Here is a 19,596-nt window from a genome sequence, read left to right on the forward strand (position 1 = left end):
GACGGCGGAACGTCGCGTCCTCTGGCTTCTATACGGCGCGGCAACGGAGCCAGGAAGAACCGGCGACACGTCGGCCGGCCGCGGAGACACTTTCTTCATAGGAAACATAGTTGCATGCAAGTTGACGCCGCGGGAGCGACAGGGCTAGAACATGCCCACGCCCGGGTTCAACATGCCTGCGAGTGAGATCAAACCCGTCCCCTCCACCGTCCAATCCGAAGGAAAGCCGTCATGGCCGAAGTGAAGTCCGACATCGAGATCGCGCGCGGCGCCAAGAAAAAGCAGATCCAGGAGATCGGCGCCAAGATCGGCATCCCGACCGAGCACCTTTTGCCCTACGGCCACGACAAGGCGAAGATTTCGGCCGAATTCATCAAATCGGTGAAGGGCAACAAGGACGGCAAGCTGATCCTCGTCACCGCCATCAACCCGACGCCGGCCGGCGAAGGCAAGACGACCACCACCGTCGGCCTTGGTGACGGTCTGAACCGCATCGGCAAGAAGGCGATCGTCTGCATCCGCGAGGCTTCGCTCGGCCCGAATTTCGGCGTCAAGGGCGGTGCTGCCGGCGGCGGCTACGCGCAGGTCGTGCCGATGGAGGACATGAACCTCCACTTCACCGGCGACTTCCACGCCATCACCACGGCGCACAACCTTCTGTCAGCGCTGATCGACAACCACATCTACTGGGGCAATGAGCTCGGCATCGACACCCGCCGCGTCGCCTGGCGCCGCGTCATGGACATGAACGACCGGGCGCTGCGCGAAATCATCTGCTCGCTCGGCGGCGTCGCCAACGGTTATCCGCGCGAGGCCGGCTTCGACATCACCGTCGCCTCGGAAGTCATGGCTATCCTGTGCCTTTCCACCGACCTCAAGGATCTGGAAAAGCGCCTCGGCGACATCATCGTCGCCTACCGCCGCGACAAGACGCCGGTCTATGCCCGCGACCTCAAGGCCGACGGCGCCATGGCGGTGCTGCTGAAGGACGCCATGCAGCCAAACCTGGTGCAGACGCTGGAAAACAACCCGGCCTTCGTCCATGGCGGTCCGTTCGCCAACATCGCCCATGGCTGCAACTCGGTGGTCGCCACCACCACGGCGCTGAAGCTCGCCGACTACGTCGTCACCGAAGCCGGCTTCGGCGCCGACCTCGGAGCCGAAAAATTCTTCGACATCAAGTGCCGCAAGGCGGGTTTGAAGCCGGCGGCTGCCGTCATCGTCGCCACCGTGCGCGCCATGAAGATGAATGGCGGCGTCAAGAAGGAAGACCTCGGCAACGAAAACATCGAGGCAGTCAAGAAGGGCTGCCTCAATCTGGGCCGCCACATCGAGAATGTGAAACAGTTCGGCGTGCCTGCGATCGTGGCGATCAATCATTTCACCACCGATACCGAGGTGGAAATCCAGGCGATGAAGGATTTCGTCGCCTCGCTCGGCGCCGAGGCGATCCTGTGCAAGCATTGGGCCAATGGCTCTGCCGGCATTGAGGAGTTGGCGCGCAAGGTCGTCGAGATCGCCGAATCCGGCGCCTCGCAGTTCGCGCCGCTCTATCCCGACGCAATGCCGCTGTTCGAGAAGATCAACACCATCGTCCAGCGCATCTATCGCGGCGACGAGGCGATCGCCGACAAGTCGGTGCGCGACCAGCTGCATGCCTGGGAGCAGGCCGGCTACGGGCACCTGCCGGTCTGCATGGCCAAGACCCAATATTCCTTCTCGACCGACCCGAACCTGCGCGGCGCGCCGACCGGGCACACCGTGCCGGTACGCGAGGTCAGGCTTTCGGCGGGCGCCGGCTTCGTCGTCGTCATCTGCGGTGAGGTCATGACCATGCCCGGCCTGCCCAAGGCGCCGTCCTCGGAAAAGATCTTCCTCAACGAGGCCGGCCAGATCGAAGGCCTGTTCTGAAAATTTCGAGATCGTTGCGAGATCCAAGAAGGGCGGCCACTGGCCGCCCTTTTGCTTTTCGGGCGCAGATTGCCTATGCAGCGTTGCGCGCCAGCGCGCGCTGGTTGGACGCATAAGGCGTGTCGCGTTCGGGCAAAGCACCGGTCTTCAGGCAATCGATCCATTCGGCGGTCTTGAGCACGGCCGCAAAGCGCGACTGCAGGATGATGGACACCACGCGGTGGATCTCCTCGGCCGAGGCGTAGCCGGCGCTGTTGGCGTAAGGCAGCGAACCGGTGGCGTCGGACAGGAACTCGACCGCAAAGCCGACATGCGCAGCGTGGATGATGGTCGACAGGTCGCAATTATGCGTCATGTAGCCGATCACCGTTATCGTATCGATGGTATTGGCGCGCAGCCACGCCTCGAGGTCGGTGCCGGCAAAGGCGCTAGGCAGTGACTTCTCGACATAGTGGTCGCGGCTTCGCCGGGCGATCTCGGGATGCAGTTCGCCGCCATGGCTGCCCTTGGCGAAGACTGGCGAGGTCTCGGGCGCCATCTGCTTGACGACCACCACCTTCACGCCGGCCGCAGCGGCGGCATCCATGGCGCGCGCGACATTGACGACGCTGTCGCGGAACGGCGGATACTGGATGGCGAGGTTGCCGCCGTCATAGTCGTTCTGGACATCGATGACGATGAGCGCGCGGCGCGGGGTGTTGGCGGACATGGTGTTTTCCTCTCAGGCTTGAATGGGACGGGCCGAAACTAGCCGGATCGCCCTGTTGCCAAAAGTGTCCCGATTGACATCATTCGAAAGAATTGGGACAATTGTCCCTTCCTTGCTGGATACTTCTCATGACCGATCCGATCATTGCCGTTCTCGCCTTTGACGGCATCAGCCCGTTCCACCTCTCCGTGCCGTGCGTGGTGTTCGGCACCGACCGCACCAAGCTTGGCCTGCCGCGTTTCGACTTTCGCGTCTGCGCACTCGACGATGGAGCGATCCACACCGATGCCGGGCTGACCATCGCGGTGCCGTATGGCCTTTCCGCATTCGACGATGCCGACATCGTCATCATTCCGAGCTGGAAGGATCTCGAGGCCCCACTTCCGCCGCCGCTCCTGGCAGCGCTCACCCACGCGCACCGGCGCGGTGCGCTGATCGTCGGCCTCTGTCTCGGCACCTTCGCCATTGCCGCCGCCGGGCTGCTTGCGGGCCGGCGTGCGACGACACATTGGGCCTCCACCGACCGGCTGCAAACATTATACCCGGACATCGAAGTCGACGCCGACGTGCTCTATGTCGACGACGGCGACATCGTCACCTCGGCCGGCGTCGCCGCCGGGCTCGATTGCTGCCTGCACATTGTGCGCGCCCGCTATGGCGCAGAGGTAGCGCTGCGGCTGGCCAGGCACATCGTGCTGTCGCCGCACCGGCAGGGTGGGCAAGCGCAGTTCATCGAGCGCCCGCTGGCGAAAACCCCGGCCACCGACCGCTTCACCCTGGCGCTCGACACGGTGCGGGCAACGCTCGGACAAACGCACAACCTCGACCGCGTCGCGGAGGCCGCGGGCCTGACCCGGCGCACTTTCACCCGCCGTTTCCAGAAATCGATCGGCACCAGCTTTGGCGAATGGTTGGCCGGCCAACGCATCGAACTGGCGCAACGGCTGCTGGAGGCGACGGAAAAATCGATGGACATGGTGGCCTTCGAAGCCGGCTTCGGCAGCGCCACCTCGCTGCGCCAGCATTTCGCCGCACGGCTCAAGACGTCACCGGCCCAATACCGGCGTGAATTCTCGCGGCGAGCCGGTCCGGACGAGCGCATGGCACGCACGGCTTCATACTGACCGCCCACGACGAGTTCAGCCCCGCTTGACCGCCCGCGCCGGATTGCCGACCACCGTGGTGTTGTCAGGGACGTCGCGCGTCACCACCGCGCCGGCGCCGACTATGGCGCCATCGCCGATGCTGATGCCGCCGAGGATGATGGCGCTGCCGCCGATCCAGGCGTCATTGCTGATGGTGACCGGCCGGGCAATCTCCAGTCCCGACTGACGGCCCGCGGCCTCCTTGTGGTGCTCGGCGCAGTAGATCTGCACATTGGGGCCGAGAAGCGTCCGCCTGCCGATACGCACCGGCGCGGGGTCGAGGATGGTGCAGCCGGCATTGAGGAAGGCGCCGTCGCCGAGATGGATGTTGAAACCGTAGGCGCAGTGGAAAGGCGCCTCGATCCGGGAGCCTGCGCCCGCGCTGCCGAGCAGCGCCAATAGCGCCGGGCCGATATTGCCGCGTTGCTGGGGCCGTAGCGTATTATGCTCGAACACCGCATCGCGCGCGATCTCCCGCAGCGCCTCCAGTTCGTCGTCGATGCAGATGTACCATTCGCCTGCAATCATCCTTGTGCGTTCGCTTCCGGCCATCACAGCGACTCCGTCCGTTCGTCATGTTCGACTGGTTACCAAAGTACAATGCTCACTGATGGAAGAAGCACCATCGCCTACTCTCGTCAAACGCAGGACCTATGCTAGCTTGCCCTCGTAGGCCAGTCCCGGGCCTGCTTTCGAGGGGATCGACATGCTCTATTTGCTTGCACTTCTGATCGGCGTGATTGCCGGTCTTCGCGCCATGACCGCGCCGGGCGCGATCGCCTGGGGCGCCTATCTCGGCTGGCTGCCGGTGGCCGGCACCTGGGCAAGTTTTATGGGCCATTGGGCCGCCGTCGGTATCTTCACCATCCTCGCCATCGTCGAACTGGTCACCGACCAGCTGCCCTCGACGCCGAGCCGCAAGGTGCCGCAGCAATTCGGCGCCCGCATCCTGCTTGGCGCCTTCAGCGGCGCGGTGATCGGCGCCACTGCCGGTTCCACCATTGGCGGCCTGATTGCCGGCGCCATCGGTGCTGTCATCGGCACCTATGGCGGCGCCGAAGCGCGCGGCCGGTTGGCCGCCGCCTTCGGCAAGGATTTGCCTGCCGCCCTCCTCGAGGACGCGGTGGCGATCATCGGCGGCCTGCTGATCGTGGCGGCGGTGGTATGACTGCCCAAGCCTCAGACGCCAAGACATACGACGCCATCATCATCGGCGCCGGACAGGCCGGCCCTCCTCTCGCCGGCCGGCTGACGTCAGCCGGCATGAGCGTGGCGCTGATCGAGCGCAAGCTGGTCGGCGGCACCTGCGTCAACACCGGCTGCATGCCGACCAAGACCATGGTCGCCAGCGCCTATGCCGCGCATCTGGCGCGGCGTGCCGCGGACTATGGCGTGACGTTCTCAGGCCCTGTCGGCGTGGACTACAAGAGGATCAAGGCGCGCAAGGACAAGGTCACCAATGACTCCCGCAGCAATCTGGAGACGTGGATCGCCGGCATGAAGGGCTGCACGCTTTATCGCGGCCATGCCCGCTTCGAATCCGCCAACACGGTGCGTGTCGGCGACGACCTTCTGACCGCCGAAAAGATCTTCCTCAACACCGGCGGCCGCGCCTCGGTGCCCGACCTGCCCGGCGTCAACGACGTCGACTACCTCACCAACTCCTCGATGATGGACCTCGACGTTTTGCCGCGCCATCTCATCGTCGTCGGCGGCAGCTACATCTCTCTTGAATTCGCGCAGATGTTTCGCCGCTTCGGCTCTGAAGTCACCGTCATCGAGAAGAGTTCGCGCCTGACCGGCCGCGAGGACGAGGACGTGTCGGCGGCCATCCTGTCGATCCTCGAAAACGAAGCCATAGAAGTCCATGTCGGCGCCGACGACATCCGCTTTGCCAGACAGGGCAAGGACATCGCCGTGACCTTCTCATCCGGCAAGCCGCCGGCGGTCGGCTCGCATGTGCTTCTGGCACTCGGCCGCACCCCCAACACCGACGACCTCGGCCTCGACAAGGCCGGCATCACGGTCGATCTGCGCGGCTTCGTCACCGTCGACGACCAGTTGCGCACCAGCGTGCCCGGCATCTGGGCGATGGGCGACTGCAACGGCAAGGGCGCCTTCACCCACACCTCCTACAACGACTATGAGATCGTCGCCGCCAATCTGCTCGACGACGATCCGCGCAAGGTCAGCGACCGCATCGAGGCCTATGCGCTCTACATCGATCCGCCGCTCGGCCGCTGCGGCATGACCGAGGCGGCGGTGAAGAAATCCGGGCGCAAGGCGCTGGTCGGCCAGCGACCAATGACCCGCGTCGGCCGCGCCATCGAAAAGGGCGAGACGCAAGGTTTCATGAAGATCCTGGTCGATGCCGACACCAGGGAAATCCTCGGCTGCTCCGTGCTCGGCCCCGGCGGCGACGAGGCAGTGCACTGCGTGCTCGACCTGATGTACGCCAAGGCGCCGGTCGATACGCTGGCGCGCGCCGTGCATATCCACCCCAACGTCTCGGAGCTGTTGCCAACCATCGCCCAGGAGCTGAAGCCGCTCGCCTGACATAGCCCCGCGTCAAGCTCGGCGCTTTCTGCATTGGTGCGTTGCAGCAATGTGCATTGCGCGCGGCAAGGCTTCTCGTTCAGTCTGAATTGAACCGATTCAGTCTGGATTTTCCATGCCTTTGCCGATCCTTGCGCTTGCCATTGCGTCCTTTTGCATCGGCACCACCGAATTCGTCATCATGGGCCTGTTGCCGGAGGTTGCGGCCGATCTCGGCGTGTCGATCCCCTCGGCCGGCCTGCTGGTTACCGGCTATGCGCTGGGCGTCGTCTTCGGCGCACCCATCGTCGCCATGGCCACCGCGCATCTGCCGCGCAAGCCAGTGCTGGTCGCGCTGACGGCGATGTTCGTCGTCGGCAATCTGCTCTGCGCCATTGCGCCCAATTACTGGCTCCTGATGGCCGCGCGCGTCTTCACCGCGTTCGGTCATGGCGCCTTTTTCGGCATCGGTTCCGTCGTTGCCGCCAGCCTGGTGCCGCGCAACAAGCGCGCCAGCGCCATGGCGATGATGTTCGCGGGATTGACGCTCTCCAACATTCTCGGCGTTCCTGCCGGCACCGCGCTTGGCGAAGCCTTCGGCTGGCGCTCCACCTTCTTTGCCGTCGTCGGCATCGGCCTGATCTCTGTTGCCGCCATCGCCTGGCTGGTGCCATCCAATGTCGTCGAACCGAGCGGCGGCGGCCTGCGCAGCGAACTGCGCGTGCTGGGCAAGCTGCAGGTCTGGCTCGCCATGCTGATCGCCTCGCTGGCCTCGGCCAGCCTGTTTGCCGTCTTCACCTACATCAAGCCCTACCTTACCGATGTCTCCGGCCTGTCGACCTCCGCGGTCACCTGGGTCCTGCTGCTGTTCGGCGCCGGCATGACCATAGGCAACATCATCGGCGGCCGGCTGGCCGACTGGAAATTGATGCCGACGGTCATCGGCACGCTGCTTTTGATGGCAGTTCTGTTTGTCGGCTTCATGCAGTTCGGCGCTATCGCCAGCGTCGCCATCGGCGTCGTCTTCTTGTGGGGACTGCTGATCTTCGTCGTCGTGCCGCCGCTGCAGATCCGCGTCGTCGAAGCGGCTTCGGAAGGGCCGAACCTCGCCGCCACGCTCAACCAGGGCGCATTCAATGTCGGCAATGCCAGCGGCGCCTGGATCGGCGGCGTGGCTCTGTCGGCCGGCGTTTCCTATGCTCATTTGCCGCTGGTCGGCGCGGCGCTGGCCCTGCTGGCGGTCAGCGTCGCCGTCGTCTCGCAGGCGCTCGAAGGATCGGCGCCGATAGCGACGGTTCCGGCCGCCGCCGAATAATTCCATTGCGCCCATGGCGGCTCGAACTGGACCAATCGACAGCCCTTCGGCAAACGTGCATGTGTTCTGCCTCTTATCCTGGAGGCATCCCATGCAGAAATCGATCGAACGCATCGCCGGCGATACCGAAGGCGTTTCCTACGAATTCCCGGTGTTCCGCTTCGCCGGCGCCGACGCGGCAGCACCTTCGGCCTATCTGCAGGCAGCACTCCACGCCGGTGAATTGCCTGGTGTCGTCGCCATCGACGCCTTGATACCGGCGCTGAACAAGGCCGAAGCCGAAGGCCGCATCAAGGGCAACATCACGGTCGTGCCCTGGGCCAATCCGATCGGCCGCGCGCAATATCATTTCGGCGAGCACCAGGGCCGCTTCCATCTCGGCACCCGCAACAATTTCAACCGCGGCTTTCCACTGCTCGCCGCGCCCGACGCCAAGCTATTGCCCGACACCACGCTTGGCACCCCCGACCAGCGATTGAAGACCCGTCTGGTGCAGCTGTCGCTCGGCCACGACATCGTGCTCGACCTGCATTGCGACGACGAGGGCCTTGCCTATCTCTACGTCCACGCCAGCCTGTGGCCGGCAATGGCCGATTGCGCCGCCGCCATGGGTATCGACGCCGTGGTGTTGTGGAGCGAGGACACGGACGGCACCTTCGAGGGCGCCACGATCATGCCCTACCAGAACGTCCCCGCCAACGTGGCGAAGCTCGACCGCCGCGTTGCCACCACGGTAGAATACCGTGGCATGCTGGATGTCGACGGCACGCTGGCAAATTCCGATGCCGCAGGCCTCTACCGGCTGCTGGTGGCGCGCGGCGTCATCGCCGACACCGCCCTTCCCCCGCCCAGCCCGTTCAAGGGCCTCGTCGCGCCGCTCGAAAACATCGACATGATGCCGGCGCCCCGGGCCGGCGCCATCCTCTACGACGTCAAGCCCGGTGACCGCGTCGCGAAGGGCGCGCGCCTCGCCACCATCGTCCACACACCGGGCGAGGCCGGCGGCCGCACCGAGGTGCTGGCACCGCAGGACGGCGTCATCCTGACCCGCCGCTCGCGCCGCATCATCCGCGCCGGCGAGGATCTCTTGAAGCTGGTCGGCGACAAGAAGAGCGCCGACGCGAGGTCAGGCACGCTGGAGGACTGAGCTAACCCGAAATCGCCAGCCGCGCCTTGGCCTCGAGCCATTCGGCCATCTGCCGGTACGGCACCGGGCCGTGGCTGACACGGGCGACACCAAGCTCGGCCAGGCGCTGGCGCGGCGGCACATGCGCCAGCGCGATGATGTTGACCGGCAGCACGGTGGCCTTGCACAGCGCCTCGATCAGACCCTCGTCGCCGAGCCCCGGCGCAAAGAAGCCGCTCGCTCCTGCCTTTTCATAAGCGTGCGCCCGCTCGATGGCCTGGTCGAGCAGCACGCTGTCATGCACATCCGGCTTGGCCTTGAGGAAAATGTCGGTACGGGCGTTGATAAAGGCGGGAATGCCGGAAGCCTTCACCGCCGCCGCTGCCGCCTCGATGCGCTTCACCTGTATGGCGATGTCGTGCAGACCGGCGCCGCCGACGATCTGGTCCTCGAAATTGAAACCGATGGCGCCGGCCTGCAGGGCACGTGTCACCGTCTGGGCGACAGTCACCGGCTCGACGCCGTAGCCGCCTTCGAGGTCCATGGTCACCGGCAGGTCGACTGCCGCCACGATGCGCTTGATGTTGTCCAGTGCCAGCTCCAGCGGAATTTTCTCGCCATCGGCATAACCAAAAGCAGCCGCGACCGGCCAGCTTCCGGTGGCGATCGCCTTGGCGCCCGCCTTCTCGACGATCTTGGCCGAGCCCGGATCCCAGGCATTGTAGAGAACGATCGGGTTGCCCCTGACGTGGAGCGCATGGAACCTGCGTGCGCGCTCGATCTGCTCGGTCATTGCTGTCTTCCCGTCTTTCCGATGTTGGACGAACAGTCTAGGCAGGACCCCAAGCCTTGGCGATGTGCCATGGGCTGCGGAAGCGGCGGCCACAAACAGGCCTTTCAAACCTGTTGCGCATCCGGCTTTTCGCCGCTATGGATTTCGCCCATGAACATGCGCTCGATCAAGACCATTTGGTGGTGGGCTCGCTGACAGCGGCCTGTTCGAACGCGTGCGCGTGAAAATAGAGGGTGGCCGCAACGGAATGTCCGGGCGGCCATTTGTTTTTTCAAAGCCAGTCCCGGGTCCGTTGCCCAACAAGCCATATGGAGACGGCAATGACGATCAAGGCTCTGGAAAACGGCGCGGAAAGCTTCGTGACCGCAGGTGGTGTCACCATCACCCGCGAACGCCACGACAAGCCTTACGCCGGTGCCATCGACGCTTATGTCGACGGCTTGAACTCGCGCCGGGGTGCGGTGTTTTCCTCGAATTACGAATATCCGGGCCGCTACACACGCTGGGATACGGCCATCATCGATCCGCCGCTGGTGATTTCCGCGCGTGGCCGCGCCATGCGCATCGAGGCGCTGAACGGCCGTGGCGAAGTGCTGCTGCCGGTGATCGGCAAGACGCTGGCCGGCATTACCGAGGTGACGATTGCTGAAACCTCGAAAAAGCTGATCCGCCTCGATGTCGCCAAGCCCGGCCGCGTCTTCACCGAGGAAGAGCGCAGCCGCGTCCCCTCTGTGTTTACTGTGCTGCGCGCCATCACCGCTTTGTTCAAGACCGATGAAGACGCCAATCTCGGCCTTTACGGCGCCTTCGGTTACGACCTCGCCTTCCAGTTCGATCCAGTCGACTACAAGCTCGAGCGCAAACAGAGCCAGCGCGATCTCGTGCTGCTCCTGCCTGACGAGATCCTGGTCGTCGACCATTATTCGACCAAGGCCTGGACCGACCGCTACGACTATTCCGGCGACGGTTTTTCAACCGAGGGGCTGCCGCGCGACGAAATCGCCGAACCGTTCAAGACCGCCGACCGCATCCCGCCGCGCGGCGACCATGAGCCTGGCGAATACGCCAATCTGGTGCGCAAGGCGATGGATAGTTTCAAGCGCGGCGACCTGTTCGAGGTCGTGCCCGGGCAGATGTTCTACGAACGCTGCGAGACGCAGCCTTCCGAAATCTCGCGCAAGCTGAAGTCGATCAACCCGTCGCCCTATTCCTTCTTCATCAATCTCGGCGAAAACGAGTATCTGATCGGCGCCTCGCCCGAAATGTTCGTGCGCGTCAATGGCCGCCGCGTCGAGACCTGCCCGATATCCGGCACCATCAAGCGCGGCGACGACGCCATTTCCGATAGCGAGCAGATCCTGAAGCTGCTCAACTCCAAGAAGGATGAATCCGAGCTGACAATGTGCTCGGACGTCGACCGCAACGACAAGTCCAGGGTCTGCGATCCGGGCTCGGTGCGCGTCATCGGCCGCCGCCAGATCGAAATGTATTCGCGCCTGATCCACACCGTCGATCACATCGAAGGGCGCCTGCGCGAAGGCATGGATGCCTTCGACGCCTTCCTGTCGCATGCCTGGGCGGTCACCGTCACCGGCGCGCCGAAACTGTGGGCGATGCGCTTCATCGAGCAGAACGAAAAGAGCCCGCGTGCCTGGTATGGCGGCGCCATCGGCATGGTCAATTTCAACGGCGACATGAACACCGGCCTGACGCTCCGCACCATCCGCATCAAGGACGGCATTGCCGAGGTGCGAGCCGGCGCCACGTTGCTCTTCGACAGCATCCCCGAGGAAGAAGAAGCCGAAACCGAACTGAAGGCATCCGCCATGCTCTCCGCCATTCGCGACGCCAAATTGGGCAATGCCGCAGGCGCCGAACGCACCACCGCGCGCGTCGGCGACGGCGTCAACATCCTGCTCGTCGACCACGAAGACTCCTTTGTCCACACACTGGCCAACTATTTCCGCCAGACCGGTGCCAATGTCTCGACCGTGCGTTCGCCGGTGCCGGAAGAAGTCTTCGAACGGCTGAAGCCCGATCTCGTCGTGCTGTCGCCCGGACCGGGCACGCCGAAGGATTTCGACTGCGCCGCGACCATCAAGAACGCCCGCGCCCGCGACCTGCCGATCTTCGGCGTCTGCCTTGGCCTGCAGGCGCTGGCCGAGGCCTATGGCGGCGAACTCAGGCAGTTGCACGTGCCGATGCACGGCAAGCCGTCGCGCATCCGCGTCTCCAAGCCCGGAATCATCTTCTCCGGCCTGCCCAAGGAAGTGACCGTCGGCCGCTACCACTCGATCTTTGCCGATCCGGTGCGGCTGCCCGACGATTTCATCGTCACCGCCGAGACCGAGGATGGCATCATCATGGCCTTCGAACACCGCAAGGAGCCGATCGCCGCCGTCCAGTTCCATCCGGAATCGATCATGACGCTCGGCCACAATGCCGGCATGCGCATCATCGAAAACATCGTTGCGCATCTGCCGCGCAAGGCCAAGGAAAAGGCCGCTTAGAAAAGATGGCGGCAACGGACAACATGGCGGCGATCGCAGCGAAGGCAGCGGCCAGGCAAAGGATCGCCAGCCTTGCCTTCTGGTCGATTGTCATCGCCTGCGTGGTGCTCGCGCTCAAGCTTGCCGCCTGGTACGTCACCGGCTCCGTTGCGCTCTATTCGGACGCATTGGAATCGATCGTCAACGTCATAGCCTCGGCCGCCGCCTATTGGGCGGTCCTGGTCAGCTACAAGCCGGCCGACCAGGACCATCCGTTCGGCCACCACAAGGCCGAGTATTTTTCGGCGGTGCTGGAAGGCGTGCTGATCGTGCTCGCCGCGCTTTTGATCCTCAACGAGGTCTGGCGCTCCTGGCAGACGCCGACCCCGCTCGAACAACCCTGGGAGGGCTTGGCGATCAACGGCGTCGCCACCGTCATCAACGCCTTCTGGGCCTGGACGCTGATCCGCGCCGGGCGCAGCGCAAAATCACCGGCGCTGGTCGCCGACGGCCGGCACATCATGACCGACGTCGTGACCTCGGTCGGCGTCTTCGGCGGCCTCGTCGGCGCTATCCTGACCGGTTGGCAGATCCTTGATCCGGCGCTTGCCGTCATCGTCGCGCTCAACATCCTGTGGCAGGGCTGGCACGTCATCGGCTCGTCGATGAACGGGCTGATGGACCGCGCAGTGGACACGACCGAACACATCCACATTCGCGACATCATCTCGGCCAATTGCAAGGGCGCGCTGGAGGTTCATGACCTCAAGACCCGCATCGCCGGCCGCGCCACCTTCATCGAGTTCCACCTGGTCGTCGACGCCGACATGACGGTCGGCGCCAGCCACGTCATTTGCGACCGCATCGAGGACGCGCTGAAGGCCGAAATCCCCTCGGTGCGCGTCACCATCCATGTCGAGCCGGACGACGAGGCGAAGCTGCCGAAAGGCACGACGGCGGTGCCGTTCGCGTGAGGCGAGTTACCACGTTTCGATAGTGAGATCTTTGATCCGCTCGAATTCCCGGATATTGCGGGTTATCAGCGTGAGGTCCCGAGCACGTCCCTGCCCGCCAATCAGCGCATCGTAGGGACCAATCGGGGTTCCCAGTGCCGCAAGCCCAGCACGAATCTCGCCGGCATGTCTCGCGTCGTCTCGGTCGAATTCAAGTACCGGGAACTGCAAAGCTTCGATGCGCGCCAGATTTTGGACCTTTCGCTGGCTCTTTTCAGCGCCGTAGTACAGCTCATGCAAAACGACCGCCGAGAGAGCAAAGTCTTGTGGTGCATGCCGTTTGAGCAATGCCAGCAGACCCTCGTCGCCCGCGATGATCGCTATGACGGCATTGGTGTCGAGCAGGTAGGTCACTTAAAGAGGTCATCCAAAGCAGGTCGATCCTGACCATCCTGACGCTCCAGCGCTCCCTGGACGAAATCGTCGTCAACCGGTCCGATGACCTGGTCGAGCCATGCCCAATCCTGCGCAAGCGGCTCCAAGATGACAGTTTGCCCATGACGACGGATCGAAACCTCATCTGCCTCGAACCGAAACTCCTTAGGCAAGCGCACAGCTTGTGACCGGCCTGACCAGAACACCTTTGCCTTGTCCATGTGCTATCCTCAAATGAGATATAGCAAAGATATATACCATGGTAGCGTCATAGACAAGATCGAACTCAACGAGTGCAGGCCGTCTGCGGCATAGCCTCCAAACGGTAGACCTTGTCATCGGACTTGGTCTTGCCATCCGCCGAGCACAGATCGACAATCGCCAGGCTGCTATTGGGGTTGGCCAGCATCAGGGTGCCGTTGGCGCCGCGCTTGAGGAAGATTTCCTTTTGCGCGATATCGCAGGAAAAGTTGCTCATCTTCGAACTGGCCGCGCAGCGCCATTGATCCGCTTCACCCTGGCAGGAATAGGTCTGCGTGACCTTCGCCCCGTTCTTCCTGGTGGTCACCGAAACGGCGACATCGGAGCCGTCGGGCCAGTTGGCGACATCGCCTGAGGCAAAGGAGGCGAGTTCGACCGGCCCGCGGAAGACCCGGATCGACTGCGTCACCTGGTCGGGATGCGAGGAGAGATGCGCGGCATCGTAGTCTCGCCCGAAACAGAAAGGCTGGTCCGGCTTCAGTCGCTCGCGCAAGGGAGCCCCAAGCGCCGGATCGATCGGGTCGATCTTGGCGAATTCAGCCTGGCAGGTTGCGGCCGGCATCGGGTCGAGGCGGAAATTGTTGTCCTCCGAGCCCAGAGCCTGCCGGTCATATTCGGCTTCGCCCAGTTCGTCTTCCGATCCGGCGTCGAGATAGAGATCGGACGAGACGTCGGTGAGGATCAGGCGGCCTTTGTCATCGAGCTTCAGCGACGCCATGGTGCGGTCGCAGTCCATGCCGCAGCGGATCGGACCTGACTTGCCGTCCTCGGACTCGTGATTGCACCAGCCGCCGGCCCATTGCGGCGCCTTGGCGCCGCGCACCATGGTGGTGAGAAAACCGTTGTAGGAGGTGTCGGCGTTTGCCATCGGCTCCTCGTTCGGATGGCTCACCGGATCATGGCCATAGAGGAAGAAGATCCGCGCCACCTTCTGCTTTGGATGCGCCTTGAGGTGCGCCGCATCATAGACGCGGCCGAAACAGGCATCGGCGCCATTCGGGCTGAGTTCGGGTAATTTAAGCACATCGTCGGCCGCGGCCGAACCCGCAAGCGCGCCGAGCAGCACGGCGCCAAATCCAGCGCTGGCAACAACCTTCCACTTCCTGAACGCCATGTGACCCCCTCCTCGCATCGACAGGACGTAACGTGAATTTATGCTAGTATCATGGCCGCAGCCACGCAATTTGCGGGGAGCGCCAAGCCGAGAGGATGCCATGCGTCGACGCGACATGTTCCGGGCCAGCCTTGCCGGTGCCGCCGGCCTGTTCGGGCTGAGCCGGGCCGCCGCCGCTGAAGACAGACCGAAGGTCGCCTATCACCTCAGCGACCTCGATAAGGTCAACTTCGTGCTCGGCAACATCAAGAACCACTATGAAGGCACCGGCGGCAATGTCGACATCGTGTTGGTCGTGCATGGTCCGGCCCTCGCCGGCTTCAACTCGAAAGGCATATCGGCGGCGATCTCGGGACGCTTTGCCGGCCTCGTCCAGCAGGGCCTTGAGCCGCATGCCTGCGGCAACACCATGCAAGGCATGGAGATCACGCTTGCCGACCTGCTCGAGGGCTTCCACGCCGCCGACAAGGGCGGCGTCGTCAAGCTCGCCGAACTGCAGCGCCAGGGCTACGCCTATCTCCGGCCCTGAGCCGCCACGGGCTTGAACGTGAAGGCCATGAGAGCCTACGAAGGGTGGCCAAACAGCCCGAAGGAAAGTGCTCATGACCGCGACCACCCTCGTCATCCCCGATCTTGCCGGCAAAGCGGTGCTGGTCACCGGCGCTTCGACCGGCATCGGTGCCGCCCTTGCACTGGCCTACGCCGCCCAGAAATGCCGGGTCGCCCTGCACTACAATTCGAGCCGGGAGGCCGCAGAAACGCTGGCCAAAAACATCCGCGACAGCGGCGGTGAGGTGTTCCTGACACAGGGCGACTTCTCACAGGCAGCCGATGTCGAGCGGGTAGTCGAGGAGAGCGCCGAAACATTCGGGCGGCTCGACGGGCTGATCAACAATGCCGGCGGCATGCTCGGCCGCGTGCCCTATGCGGAGCAGACCGAGGCGCACTACGACGCGGTGATGGACCTCAACGCCCGCTCGGTGCTGACGGCCTCGCGCAAGGCGATGCCATGGCTGAAGAAGCAGGGCGGCTTCATCGTCAACACCTCGTCGATCGCGGCGCGCAACGGCGCTGGCGGCGGCGCCGGGCTGTACGGTTCGGCCAAGGCCTTTGTCTCCAATGTGACGCGCGGCATGGCCAAGGAACTGATCGGCTTCGGCATCCGCGTCAACGCGGTGGCGCCGGGCACCATCGCGACACCCTTCCATGAGCGCTATTCCACCGACGAGCAGATGAAGGGCATGGTCGCCACCATTCCTCAAGGGCGTGCCGGCACGGCCGAAGACTGCGTCGGCGCCTATCTCTTCCTGTCCTCCGATCTCCTGAGTGGTTACATCACCGGCCAGGTGATCGAGGTCAACGGTGGCCAGTTGATGCCGTGAGCCGGCAATTGCATACTGCGTCTCGCAACCATGCATGTCGTGCGCACGTTTGCTGAGGTTGGAAGAAAGGGGAGAGGCAATGTACGGATTGATCGGAAAGATGCGGGCGGCGCGCGGCCAGCGCGACGCGATCATGGATGTGCTGCTCGCCTCGACCGGCGCCATGCCGGGTTGCCTGAGTTATGTCATCGCCCGCGACCCGGCCGATGCCGACGCGATCTGGGTGACCGAAGTGTGGACCGACGCCGCAAGCCACAAGGCTTCGCTGCAGCTGCCGGAGGTCCAGGCAGCGATCGCCAAGGCCCGGCCGATCATCGCCGGCTTCGAATTCCAGGTCGAGACCCATCCGGCCGGCGGTTTCGGCCTGCCCGCCATCAAGAACGAGTGACATCCCAACGCGGGGTCGGGGTCGTGAATTTCGTCCGAGACAGCGTTCGCATTTTTCTCTTCCAGGTCTAAGACCCAAACATGGACTCTTCGCCAGACCAACCGGCCGTCGAACGCATGGCGCGCATGCGTCCGGTTCGGCAGTGGGTGGTGCTGCTGATCGTCTCGCTGCTGTTCGCCGGCGCGCTGGAATACGCCGCACTGCCGGCGGCGCTGCTGATCGGCCCGATGCTGGCGGCGATCCTTGCCGGCACCAATGGCGCCACGGTGCGCGTGCCGCGGCCGCTGTCCGCCGCCGCCCAGGCCTTGGTCGGCTGTCTGGTCGCGGCGTCGATCTCCACCGACATTTTTTCGGTGTTCTACAAGGAATGGCCGCTGGTCCTTGTCGTGGTGCTGGCGACCCTTGCGGCGTCCAGCCTGCTTGGCTGGTTGATCAGCCGCTGGCGCATCCTGCCCGGCACCACCGCGGTCTGGGGCTCGTCGCCGGGTGCTGCCACTGCCATGGTGCTGATGGCCGGTGCCTTCGGCGCCGATCAGCGCCTCGTCGCCTTCATGCAGTATCTGCGCGTCATCTTCGTCTCGATGACGGCGGCGCTCGTCGCCAAGATGTGGGTCGACACGTCGGGCATCGAGGTACCAGCCATCGTCTGGTTCCCGCTGATCGAACCGGCAGCCTTTGCCGCCACGCTCGGCGTGGCGCTGGTCGGCGGCCTGCTTGGCCGGTTGTGCCGGCTGCCGTCACCCTTCTTCCTCGGCACTTTCATCTTTGGCACCATAGTCCATCTCGGCTTCGGCGCGGCGATGCAATTGCCGCCATGGCTGCTGGCGCTCTCCTATGCGATGGTCGGCTGGTCGATAGGGCTGAACTTTACCCGGGCGATCCTGCGCCATGCGACACGGGCGCTGCCGCAGATCGTCGGCTCTATCGTCGTGCTGATCGCCTTTTGCGGCGGGCTTGCCTGGCTGATCAGCCACGTCCTCGGCATCGATCCGCTGACCGCCTACCTCGCGACCAGCCCCGGCGGCATGGACAGCGTCGCCATCATTGCCGCCGCCGCGCAGAACGTCGACATATCCTTCGTCATGGCCTTGCAGTCGACCCGCTTCCTGGTCGTGCTCATCGCCGGGCCGAGCATAGCGCGGCTGGTGGCGAGAGCCGTCAGGGACTGAGATTCAAATATCCAGGGAAGAGGAAAAGTGCCCATGAAACGTCGTGTGAATGCCGTCGATCTCTCAGGCCGGGTCGCCGTGGTGACCGGCGGCGCGCAAGGCATCGGCCTTGCTGTCGCCCGGCGACTGCTGTCATCGGGCGCCAGCGTCGCCATCTGGGATGTGGACGAGACCGCCATGGCGAAGGCCGTTTCCGAACTCGCCCCGCTCGGCCGGGTCGAGGGTTTGCTGTGCGATCAATCGCTGATGGAGGCCGTCGACAGCGCCGCGACCGAAACCGAGCGCTCGCTTGGTCCGGTCGATCTGCTGGTAAACAATGCCGGCATCGCCGGACCGGCAGCGACGGTGGCGGATTATGATCCTGCCGCCTGGCGCCAGATAATCGACATCGACCTCAACGGCGTCTTCTACTGCTGCAAGCGCCTGGTGCCCGGCATGATCGCGCGCAGCTACGGCCGCATCGTCAACATCGCCTCGGTCGCAGGCAAGGAAGGCAATCCGAATGCCGCCGCCTATTCCGCCGCCAAGGCCGGCGTGCTCGCGCTGACAAAATCGCTCGGTAAGGAACTGGCCGGCCACGACATCGCCGTCAACGCGCTGACCCCATCGCCCGCCCGCACCCGCATCCTCGAACAGCTCACTGAGGCCCAGGTCGCCTACATGCTGGGCAAGGTGCCGCGAGGCCGGTTCGTCGAAGTCGAAGAGGCGGCTGCGATGATCGCCTTCATGCTATCGGACGAAAATTCCTTCACCACCGGCGCGACCTTCGACCTGTCCGGCGGCCGCGCCACCTACTGAGAAGCAGAGCTATTCCTCGCTGTCTTCGTTATCGCCGTCGGCCGCGAAGGACTAATTCAAGAGCCGCTCAGCGTCGCGGCAAGCCGGTTGGGAAGGAAATCGACGAAGGCGCGAACCTTCGGCGACAAATGACGATTGGACGGCCACAACAACCGGAACTGGCCGCGGCCGTCGACATGGTCATCCAGCACCGTGCGCAGCAGGCCGTCACGCAGCGCCTCGCGGACCAGGAAATCGGGCATCGAGCTGATGCCGAGCCCGGCCATCGTGGCGCCCTTCAGCGCCTCCGTGTTGTTGCAGGTCAGCATCGAGCGGACCTGCGGCTCGGCGCTGCCGCCGATGAACGGCCAGCCTTGCAGCTTGCCGCTGTTGGGAAAGTGGAAGCGGATGCCGTAATGGTTCACGAGATCGTCCGGGAGGCTCGGGTTGCCGTGCTGCTCGATATAGGAGGGTGCCGCACACAACAGCAGCCGGAAGGGTGCAAGCGGCCGCGCCACCAGGCGCGAATCCGGCAGGTCGCCGCTGCGGATCGCGATGTCGACGCCTTCGTCGATGAGGTCGACGATGCGGTCGTTAAAGTCGATGTCGAGTTCGATTTCGGGATAGCGCGCCATGAACTCGGACAGCACCGGGAACAGCAAATGATAGGTCACGATCGGCGTCGAAACGCGCAGCCGCCCATGCGGTGTTTCGCGGCTCCGCGACAGCATCGCCTCGGCATCGTCGATGTCGTCGAGGATGCGCCGCACCCGCTCGTTGAACAGCTTGCCCTCTTCGGTCAGGCCGATGCGGCGCGTGCTGCGCTGAAGCAACCTTACGCCGAGATCCTGCTCGAGCCTGGCGACGCTCTTGCCGACGGCCGATGCCGAGATGCCGAGCGTGCGGCCCGCAGCGATGAAGCTGCCGAACTCAGCCGTGCGGGAAAGGCCAGGAGCCCATTGAGGCGTTCCATCGCATCTCTCCATTCGAGCGTTTCAGTCCGGTATATCTGGAGATTTAACACTATTTTTCTCGAAGTGTCGCGAGCCTATCTTCCCGTTACGACCGGCGCAGCAAGCTTGCGGCAGGCCGGC

The 19,596-nt window shown here is 64.1% G+C and carries 19 protein-coding genes and 1 pseudogene; 13 read left to right on the plus strand and 7 right to left on the minus strand.

The window, feature by feature from the left end; genetic code table 11:
• Positions 1-231: 231 nt before the first annotated feature.
• The gene (locus X730_RS162960; protein WP_023825375.1) at positions 232-1,911 is read left to right on the plus strand and encodes a formate--tetrahydrofolate ligase; all 1,680 of its coding nucleotides are present in this window, start codon (positions 232-234) and stop codon (positions 1,909-1,911) included.
• Positions 1,912-1,984: 73 nt separating this feature from the next.
• On the opposite strand, the gene X730_RS162955 is transcribed toward X730_RS162960, so the two are convergent.
• Positions 1,985-2,620 (minus strand): cysteine hydrolase family protein, encoded by a 636-nt coding sequence (locus X730_RS162955; RefSeq protein ID WP_023683661.1) that lies wholly within the window; start codon positions 2,618-2,620, stop codon positions 1,985-1,987.
• Positions 2,621-2,748: 128 nt separating this feature from the next.
• Between X730_RS162955 and X730_RS162950 the strand changes: the two genes are divergently transcribed.
• A complete protein-coding gene (locus X730_RS162950) occupies positions 2,749-3,744 on the plus strand; it encodes a helix-turn-helix domain-containing protein (protein WP_023825376.1) in 996 nt (331 codons plus the stop codon).
• Positions 3,745-3,759: 15 nt separating this feature from the next.
• Here the strand turns inward: X730_RS162950 and X730_RS162945 are convergent, their stop codons facing one another.
• The gene (locus X730_RS162945) at positions 3,760-4,317 is read right to left on the minus strand and encodes a sugar O-acetyltransferase (protein ID WP_023754949.1); all 558 of its coding nucleotides are present in this window, start codon (positions 4,315-4,317) and stop codon (positions 3,760-3,762) included.
• A gap of 154 nt (positions 4,318-4,471) precedes the next feature.
• On the opposite strand from X730_RS162945, the gene X730_RS162940 reads away from it, so the two are divergent.
• The 4 genes from X730_RS162940 (at position 4,472) to X730_RS162925 (ending at position 8,762) form a co-directional block, all read left to right on the plus strand.
• On the plus strand, positions 4,472-4,933 hold the full coding sequence (locus X730_RS162940) for a membrane protein (protein WP_023754950.1): 462 nt from the start codon (positions 4,472-4,474) through the stop codon (positions 4,931-4,933).
• Entirely contained in the window at positions 4,930-6,321 is a 1,392-nt protein-coding gene (locus tag X730_RS162935) for an FAD-containing oxidoreductase (RefSeq protein WP_023754951.1), read from the plus strand. Before X730_RS162940 ends, X730_RS162935 begins: the two co-directional genes overlap by 4 nt.
• A gap of 115 nt (positions 6,322-6,436) precedes the next feature.
• A complete protein-coding gene (locus tag X730_RS162930; RefSeq protein WP_023754952.1) occupies positions 6,437-7,615 on the plus strand; it encodes an MFS transporter in 1,179 nt (392 codons plus the stop codon).
• A 91-nt stretch (positions 7,616-7,706) separates the two neighbouring features.
• Positions 7,707-8,762, plus strand: coding sequence for a succinylglutamate desuccinylase/aspartoacylase family protein (locus X730_RS162925; protein ID WP_023754953.1), 1,056 nt, complete (start codon positions 7,707-7,709; stop codon positions 8,760-8,762).
• Between the two features lies 1 nt (position 8,763).
• Here X730_RS162925 and X730_RS162920 read toward each other — a convergent pair whose 3' ends face one another.
• Complete coding sequence (locus X730_RS162920) at positions 8,764-9,534, minus strand: isocitrate lyase/phosphoenolpyruvate mutase family protein (RefSeq protein ID WP_023695831.1); 771 nt, start codon at positions 9,532-9,534, stop codon at positions 8,764-8,766.
• A gap of 320 nt (positions 9,535-9,854) precedes the next feature.
• On the opposite strand from X730_RS162920, the gene X730_RS162915 reads away from it, so the two are divergent.
• Both X730_RS162915 and X730_RS162910 read left to right on the plus strand, forming a co-directional pair.
• Positions 9,855-12,044, plus strand: a complete 2,190-nt coding sequence (locus X730_RS162915; RefSeq protein WP_023754955.1) for an anthranilate synthase — start codon at positions 9,855-9,857, stop codon at positions 12,042-12,044.
• 5 nt (positions 12,045-12,049) lie between these two features.
• Positions 12,050-12,997, plus strand: coding sequence for a cation diffusion facilitator family transporter (locus X730_RS162910; protein ID WP_023754956.1), 948 nt, complete (start codon positions 12,050-12,052; stop codon positions 12,995-12,997).
• Between the two features lie 6 nt (positions 12,998-13,003).
• On the opposite strand, the gene X730_RS162905 is transcribed toward X730_RS162910, so the two are convergent.
• The 3 genes from X730_RS162905 to X730_RS162895 all read right to left on the minus strand — a co-directional run bounded on the left by X730_RS162905 (position 13,004) and on the right by X730_RS162895 (position 14,786).
• Positions 13,004-13,390, minus strand: a complete 387-nt coding sequence (locus X730_RS162905) for a type II toxin-antitoxin system VapC family toxin (protein ID WP_023825377.1) — start codon at positions 13,388-13,390, stop codon at positions 13,004-13,006.
• A complete protein-coding gene (vapB, locus tag X730_RS162900; RefSeq protein WP_023724992.1) occupies positions 13,387-13,632 on the minus strand; it encodes a type II toxin-antitoxin system VapB family antitoxin in 246 nt (81 codons plus the stop codon). The genes X730_RS162905 and vapB overlap by 4 nt, the downstream gene beginning before the upstream one ends.
• A 65-nt stretch (positions 13,633-13,697) precedes the next feature.
• Complete coding sequence (locus X730_RS162895; RefSeq protein WP_023754957.1) at positions 13,698-14,786, minus strand: hypothetical protein; 1,089 nt, start codon at positions 14,784-14,786, stop codon at positions 13,698-13,700.
• Between the two features lie 100 nt (positions 14,787-14,886).
• Between X730_RS162895 and X730_RS162890 the strand changes: the two genes are divergently transcribed.
• From X730_RS162890 to X730_RS162870, 5 genes are all read left to right on the plus strand, one after another.
• On the plus strand, positions 14,887-15,315 hold the full coding sequence (locus tag X730_RS162890; RefSeq protein WP_023754958.1) for a DsrE family protein: 429 nt from the start codon (positions 14,887-14,889) through the stop codon (positions 15,313-15,315).
• 73 nt (positions 15,316-15,388) lie between these two features.
• Positions 15,389-16,168 (plus strand): SDR family oxidoreductase, encoded by a 780-nt coding sequence (locus X730_RS162885; protein ID WP_023686180.1) that lies wholly within the window; start codon positions 15,389-15,391, stop codon positions 16,166-16,168.
• A 79-nt stretch (positions 16,169-16,247) separates the two neighbouring features.
• Complete coding sequence (locus X730_RS162880) at positions 16,248-16,556, plus strand: putative quinol monooxygenase (protein ID WP_023691624.1); 309 nt, start codon at positions 16,248-16,250, stop codon at positions 16,554-16,556.
• An 80-nt stretch (positions 16,557-16,636) separates the two neighbouring features.
• Positions 16,637-17,725: an AbrB family transcriptional regulator gene (locus X730_RS162875; RefSeq protein ID WP_023754959.1), complete on the plus strand. Its 1,089-nt coding sequence runs from the start codon at positions 16,637-16,639 to the stop codon at positions 17,723-17,725.
• A 45-nt stretch (positions 17,726-17,770) separates the two neighbouring features.
• Entirely contained in the window at positions 17,771-18,523 is a 753-nt protein-coding gene (locus tag X730_RS162870; protein WP_023669968.1) for an SDR family NAD(P)-dependent oxidoreductase, read from the plus strand.
• Positions 18,524-18,579: 56 nt separating this feature from the next.
• Here the strand turns inward: X730_RS162870 and X730_RS01000000164100 are convergent.
• Positions 18,580-19,475: pseudogene (locus X730_RS01000000164100) on the minus strand (LysR family transcriptional regulator).
• Between the last annotated feature and the right edge of the window lie 121 nt (positions 19,476-19,596).

This window comes from Mesorhizobium sp. L103C131B0, assembly GCF_000502275.1.
Lineage (GTDB): Bacteria > Pseudomonadota > Alphaproteobacteria > Rhizobiales > Rhizobiaceae > Mesorhizobium.